The 6,198-nt window shown below is 69.1% G+C and carries 6 protein-coding genes; 3 read left to right on the forward strand and 3 right to left on the reverse strand.

The annotated features are described in order from the left end of the window. The first annotated feature begins 482 nt into the window (after positions 1–482). From VFE05_24790 to VFE05_24800, 3 genes are all read left to right on the forward strand, one after another. Positions 483–1,577 (forward strand): efflux RND transporter periplasmic adaptor subunit, encoded by a 1,095-nt coding sequence (locus VFE05_24790; protein ID HET6233317.1) that lies wholly within the window; start codon positions 483–485, stop codon positions 1,575–1,577. Between the two features lie 12 nt (positions 1,578–1,589). After that, the gene (locus VFE05_24795; GenBank protein ID HET6233318.1) at positions 1,590–2,828 is read left to right on the forward strand and encodes an ABC transporter permease; all 1,239 of its coding nucleotides are present in this window, start codon (positions 1,590–1,592) and stop codon (positions 2,826–2,828) included. Positions 2,829–3,341: 513 nt separating this feature from the next. After that, complete coding sequence (locus VFE05_24800) at positions 3,342–4,589, forward strand: ABC transporter permease (GenBank protein HET6233319.1); 1,248 nt, start codon at positions 3,342–3,344, stop codon at positions 4,587–4,589. Between the two features lie 84 nt (positions 4,590–4,673). Here VFE05_24800 and VFE05_24805 read toward each other — a convergent pair whose 3' ends face one another. From VFE05_24805 to VFE05_24815, 3 genes are all read right to left on the reverse strand, one after another. Further along, positions 4,674–5,012 (reverse strand): helix-turn-helix transcriptional regulator, encoded by a 339-nt coding sequence (locus tag VFE05_24805; GenBank protein ID HET6233320.1) that lies wholly within the window; start codon positions 5,010–5,012, stop codon positions 4,674–4,676. Beyond that, a complete protein-coding gene (locus tag VFE05_24810; GenBank protein HET6233321.1) occupies positions 5,009–5,365 on the reverse strand; it encodes a type II toxin-antitoxin system RelE/ParE family toxin in 357 nt (118 codons plus the stop codon). Before VFE05_24810 ends, VFE05_24805 begins: the two co-directional genes overlap by 4 nt. 193 nt (positions 5,366–5,558) lie before the next feature. Further along, a partial coding sequence (locus VFE05_24815; GenBank protein ID HET6233322.1) for a hypothetical protein occupies positions 5,559–6,198 on the reverse strand: 640 nt, incomplete at its 5' end.

The following is a 6,198-nucleotide window of genomic DNA, read 5'->3' on the forward strand; positions in this document are numbered from 1 at the left end:
GGGCTCGCCTGGATCGTGCTCAACAACCTGGGCCGCAGCGGCGCCCCCAGCTTCACCGGCGAGGATCGCCGCGAGACCGTCCACCTGCCGTAAGCCGTCGTCTCGGCGCATCGCCGGACCCGTCCACATCATCCGCGCACCACCCAACATCCCCTGACTCCGTAGATGAGGAGCGGGGGATCGCAGTGCATCCACCGGCTTCGACCTCCGCGCCGCCTCCCGGATGCGCGAAACCCGCGTGGGACGTTGCGCATCTTCTGATCTTCCAGAGGATGAACGCGCAGCACTCTCACGCCGGCTCTGATGTCGGGACGCCGCCGGGCTAAACCATTCCGCTGAAACCCCCGTCTAATCCGTCACGTACTCTGGCACTCGCCCGGTAAGGCGCGTCTCCCCGACGCGCGCCGGGCATTCGGGGCGTCTCGCCGCCCTTTCGCACTGCCCTCAGAATCTCTCCCGCACCCGGCCGGATGGAGCACCGTATGAAGCGACGCAGCATGATTTTCCTGGGAACGGGCTGCCTGGTGGTGTTCGGCGGCGCCTTCATGGCCGTGCGCGGCACCGGCGGCTCCAAGGACGCGCCCTCCGGCACCGTGGCCGTGACCCGCGGCGACGTGGTGGACAAGGCGCTCGCCGTGGGCACCATCGAGCCCGAGGTGGAGGTCAGCGTCAAGAGCAAGGTCTCGGGCGTTGTGCGGCGGATGTTCGTCGTGGAGGGCGGCTTCGTGCGCGCCGGCGACCCGCTGCTCGAGATCCGGCCGGATCCCACGCCCGTGGAGCTGGTGGAGGCTCGCCGCCAGGTGGAGCTGCGCCAGATAGACGTGCAGAACTCGCAGAAGGACGCCGAGCGCCAGCACGCGCTCTCGGACCGCGGCCTGGCGCCCGTGCAGGACCTGGAGGCCGCGCAGCGCAAGCTGGACGAAGCCTCGCTGCAACTGCGGATGGCCCGCGAGAAGCTGGAGCTGCTGGAGAAGGGCAGCATCCGCGGCTCGGGCGCGGGCGTGGAGTCGGTCGTGCGCTCGCCCATCAGCGGCTACGTGCTGGAGAAGATGGTGGAGACGGGCGACCCCGTGACGCCGCTCTCGACCTACCAGGAAGGCACCGTGCTGATGAGCATGGCCGACATGGGCCACCTCATCTTCCGCGGCACGGTGGACGAGATCGACGTGGGCAAGCTGCACGAGGGCATGCCCGTGGAGATCAAGATCGGCGCGCTGCCCAATGCGCACATCCGCGGCACCGTGTCGCGCATCTCCCTGAAGGCCAAGAAGGCCGAGAACGCCACCACCTTCCCGGTGGAGATCGCGCTCACGCAGACGGGCGGCGCCACGCTGCGCGCCGGCCTCTCCGCCAATGCCGAGATCGTGATCCAGCGCCGCGACCGCGTGCTCACGCTGCCGGAGCGCGTGGTCACCTTCAGCGGCGACACCGCGTGGGTCAACGTGCCGGGTGCGGACGGAAAGCCGCAGCGCCGCGTGATCCGCACGGGACTCAGCGACGCCATCACGGTGGAGGTCACCGGCGGGCTGCGGGAGGGCGAGAAGGTGTTGGAGAAGCCCGAGAAGACCATCGAGTAAGGGGCCCGGCACATGCGAGCCGCGGACCTGTTCGGTCCCTTCCTGGACACGCTGCGAACCCAGCGGCTGCGCACGGCGCTCACCGTGCTGGGCATCACCTGGGGCACCACCGCCGTGGTGGTGCTGCTGGCCTTCGGCGTGGGCCTGGCCGCGCAGATGAAGAAGAACGCCAAGGGCATCGGCGACGGCGTGGTCATCCTCTTCGGCGGCACGACCACGAAGACGTTCAAGGGCTTCCCCGAGGGTCGCCGCATCCGCCTCACGGCCGACGATGCGGACGCGGTGCGCCGCGAGGTGCGCGGGCTGGACGTGGTCACGCCCGAGTACGGGCGCTGGGACACGCCGGTGCGCAACGGCACGCACGTGGGCTCGCCGCTGGTGAGCGGCGTGGAGCCGGTGTTCAGCGACCTGCGCAACGTGATCCCCGAAACGGGCGGCCGCTTCATCGACGGGCCCGACCTGGAGGGGCGCCGCCGCGTGGCCGTGCTGGGCGACGAGCTGAAGACGCTGCTCTTCGGCGACGCGCCTGCCGTCGGCAGGCAGGTGCTGGTGGGCGGCACGCCGTTCACCGTGATCGGCGTCATGCGCAAGAAGATCCAGAACTCGTCGTACTCGCAGCGCGACAAGGACCGCATCTTCATTCCCGCAACAACGTTCCGCTCCGTGTTCGGCGAGCGGCACGTGTCGCAGGTGCTCTTCCGCGTGAAGGACGCAGCGCAGGGCGAGCGCATCAAGCAGGAGGTGTACGGGATCCTGGGGCGGCGCTACACCTTCGACGCCACCGACCACGACGCCATCCGCATGTGGGACACGAACGAGCAGATGAAGTTCTTCAACGCCCTCTTCCTGGGGTTCAACCTCTTCCTGGGCGTGGTGGGCAGCTTCACCCTGGTGGTGGGCGGGATCGGCGTGGCGAACATCATGTACGTGGTGGTGCGCGAGCGGACCAAGGAGATCGGGGTGCGGCGGGCGCTGGGGGCCACGCGCCGCAGCATCCTCACGCAGATCCTGCTGGAGACGTTCGTTATCGTTGCCGTGGGGGCGGTGCTTGGCGTGCTCGTGTCGTTCGGGCTGGTGGCCGCCGCCTCGCTCATCCCCATGCAGGACCAGGTGGGGACGCCCACGATCTCGCCGCTGGTGATGATCGCCACGCTGGCGCTGCTGGGGCTGATCGCGTTCCTGTCCGGCCTCTTCCCCGCGCGCCGGGCTGCCAACCTGGACCCGGTGGAGTGTCTCCGGTACACCGGCTGATCGTCGGCCGATGACGTAGCGGCGTTGGGGATCACGGCTCGCCGGACGGGCCGCTCCGGAGCCCGGTGGCGATACAGCCTGCCACCGGTCTCCTCCGCGGGGTCGGGGAGCCTCCTCCTCCGGGCGGCGATACTGCCTGCCGCCCTCCGTCCGGGGTCTCCCCGCCCGCGGCGAGCCCCGGCAAACCGCCGCCGGGTCTCCCTCGCCACAAGATCGTTCGGGTACGGCGGTCAACCGCACCGGCATCTCCGCTTCCGCCGCCCCTTGTCTCGGCGGAGACGGTGAGGTTCCGCGCCGGACCCCGTCTCTCCCCGGCCGCGATGCACCGCCTGACGTGGCGGCCACAACCACAAGCCGTTGCCGTTAGTCCCCGCAGGGGGACTTTGCGCAGTCGTTGCCGCGGTTTCAACCGCCAGCAACAGCCGCCTTCCGCGGACGACCGACGCGATGCACCCGCACGCCTGACCGCGGGCGGAACCCGATGTCCCCGCGCTCACCCGAAAACGCCCGCCGATGTGGAAGATCCTGCTGGAAGAGTTCTGGGGCGACCTGCGCACGCAGAAGACGCGGGCGCTGCTCACCATGTTCGCCATCACGTGGGGCACCATCGCCGTCGTGCTGCTCCTCTCCTTCGGCGAAGGGCTGAAGCGTGCGGTGGTGAGGGGCCTGAACGGGGCCGCCGCGCCCATGTTCATGATCTACGGCGGCGAGACCAGCACCCCGTTCGAGGGCCTGCCCCGCGGCCGCGACGTCTCGCTGCACGAGGAAGACCTGGACCTCCTCAAGCGCTCCATCGACGAGGTGGAGATGGTGAGCGTGTCGTACGGGCACAACCAGACGAAGCTCAAGGCGGGGAAGATCAGCACCACCACCATGATGGAGGGCGTGGACCCCTCGTTCGAGGAGCTGCGCCGCATGTACCCCGCCGCGGGCGGCCGCTTCCTGGATCCTCGCGACGTAGCCGAGAAGCGCCGCGTCGTGTTCCTGGGCGACTCCATCTCCCTGCTGCTCTTCCCCGACGGCAAGGCGGTCGGACGCACGCTGCTGCTGGACGGCGTGCCGTTCACGGTGGTGGGCACCCTCAAGGGCAAGCTGCAGACGTCCAGCAACAACGGGCCGGACGCGGACCGCGCCATCATCCCCAGCTCCACCTTCCGCACGCTGTACGGACCCACGCGCGTGAGCCACCTGATGGTGAAGCCGCGCGACCCCGCCCGCGCCGAGCAGGTGAAGGCGCGCATCTACGAGGTGCTGGGCAGCCGCTACAAGTTCGACCCGAAGGACAAGCACGCCATCGACATGTGGGACATCATCGAGGACGGCCGCACCAGCCGGCTCATCGGCCAGGGCATCCAGATCTTCCTGGGCGTCGTCGGCGCGCTCACGCTGCTGGTGGCTGGCGTGGGCGTGGCGAACATCATGTACGTGGTGGTCCGCGAGCGCACGCGTGAGATCGGGATCAAGCTGGCGGTGGGCGCGCGCAAGCGGCACATCATGCAGCAGTTCGTGTTCGAGGCGCTGGCCATCGCGCTCACCGGCGGCCTCATCGGGCTCGCGTTCTCGGCCGCGGTGGTGTACGGGGTCGACAACCTGCCCACGCAGGGCAACATGGCGGCAGAGTTCCTGATGCACCCGCGGCTCTCTTGGCCAATCGCCCTGCTCACCGTGGGCATCCTGGCCGCCATTGGCCTTCTCGCCGGCCTCTTCCCCGCCCGCAAGGCCGCCAGCCTCGACCCGGTGGAATCGCTCCGCTACGAGTAGCCGCAGGCCGATCGATGGATGCGAGAGAGGCCGGACACCCCCGCGGGCGTCCGGCCTCTCTCCTTCATCGTCCCATCGGGTCCGTCAGCCGACCTCCACCAGCACGTGCCCGTGCCCCGCGGCTTCCTTCGTGCGCCGCACGGCGATCCGCACGTCCATCCCCAGCGCGTTCAGGAACCGAAACAGCCGCTCGACCGAAAAGCCGGACACGTCTCCCCGCGCGACCTTGGAGACGTCCGGCTGCGCGCAGTCCATCACCTCCGCCGCGGCGGACTGCGTCAGGCCGCGGCGCCGGATCTCCTGGTGGATCGCGCGAGAGAGCATCGCCTTCGCGAGCCGCTCCTCCGGGTCCGGCAGCCCGAGGTCCGCGAAGACGTTGCCGCTGCCCTTCTCGATCATCGTCTCGTCCATGGTGCCTCTCACGGGTAGCTCTGCTTGTAGTGCATCTCGGCGGCCTTGTACCGCTCGCGGATCAGCTCGACCTCGTGCTTCGGCGTCGCGATGCCGTGTGTGGACTTCTTCTGGAACGCGTGCAGCACGTAGATCACGTTCCGGAACCGCACCGTGTACACCGCGCGGTACGTGGCGCGGTCATGGTCTTCCACCACCTCCAGGACGCCCGCGCTTCCGAACCCGCTGAGCGGCTTCGCGTTCGGCGGCGTGTCTCCGAACTGCGCGTCGAGGATCGAACGGCCCACCACGTCCTGAACCTGCTCGGGAAACTGCTTCAGGTCCTTCTTGCTCGACCCGACCCACTCGACGGGCTTCAGCTTCACGCCCCGCGACAGATGAAGAATAGCAGATTCGCTATTGGAAAGGAAGGGTGGCGTTCGACGCATGGGAAGTCGGCAGCGTGGTTGACGAGAGGTTGAGCGCACGAGAGCGCAAAAGGTGCGACCCGCCGTCCACTCTGTCAACCTTCTTGTTGAGCCGTGAAATCATCTTCTCAACGGCTCCCCGCGAATCTACTCAACGCGACCGTCTGTTCGGCTCCAGGAACCCGCCGCCGAAGTCCCAGTGCACGCCGAAGCGGACCCCACGCGAGCCGATCATGCGAGGGGCGTCGCCGGGGCCGCGGAACCACTCCGCGAACACGCCCTGGCCGGCACCCGCGCTGAGCACCGCGCCAAAGCCGTAGGCGCGGGCCAGGTCCGTCCGCCGACGGCTGCGCAGGTGCACGTCGCCGCCGGCGCCGCTCAGGTCGCCCTCCTTCCACGAGTCACGCACGTAGTGGAGCCCCAGGAACCCGTACGTGCGCACGTGCTTTCCCGCCATCCCCGCGAGCAGGTCGACGCCTTCGTCGATCGAGGTGGCCGTTCGCCCCGTCAGCGTCCCGTCCGTCAAGCCGGCGGAGTCGAGCACCGCGCGCCGGTCCGGACGGAAGCTGGCGTAGCTGCTCGCCGTGCGTCCGCCCAGCAGCACGCCGCCATCGATCATCGAGAGCTCGTACCCGGCCGCCAGGTTCAGTCGCGAGTGAAACGAGGGATGGTCGGCCGCCACGCGCCCCACGGCCGCGTACCCGCCGTTGATCATCTGCGCTTGCAAGCCGCCCGGCAGCACCACGAGAGCGAGGAGGAGCCCGATACGTCGCATGGTCGATTCGTGGAGC

It is taken from the genome of Longimicrobiaceae bacterium, from assembly GCA_035696245.1.
Taxonomy (GTDB): Bacteria; Gemmatimonadota; Gemmatimonadetes; order Longimicrobiales; family Longimicrobiaceae; genus DASRQW01.

Coding starts and splice junctions, on each gene's coding strand:
- VFE05_24795 (HET6233318.1), top strand. CDS start 1,590: ATGCGAGCCGCGGACCTGTTCGGTCCCTTCCTGGACACGCTGCGAACC.
- VFE05_24800 (HET6233319.1), top strand. CDS start 3,342: ATGTGGAAGATCCTGCTGGAAGAGTTCTGGGGCGACCTGCGCACGCAG.
- VFE05_24790 (HET6233317.1), top strand. CDS start 483: ATGAAGCGACGCAGCATGATTTTCCTGGGAACGGGCTGCCTGGTGGTG.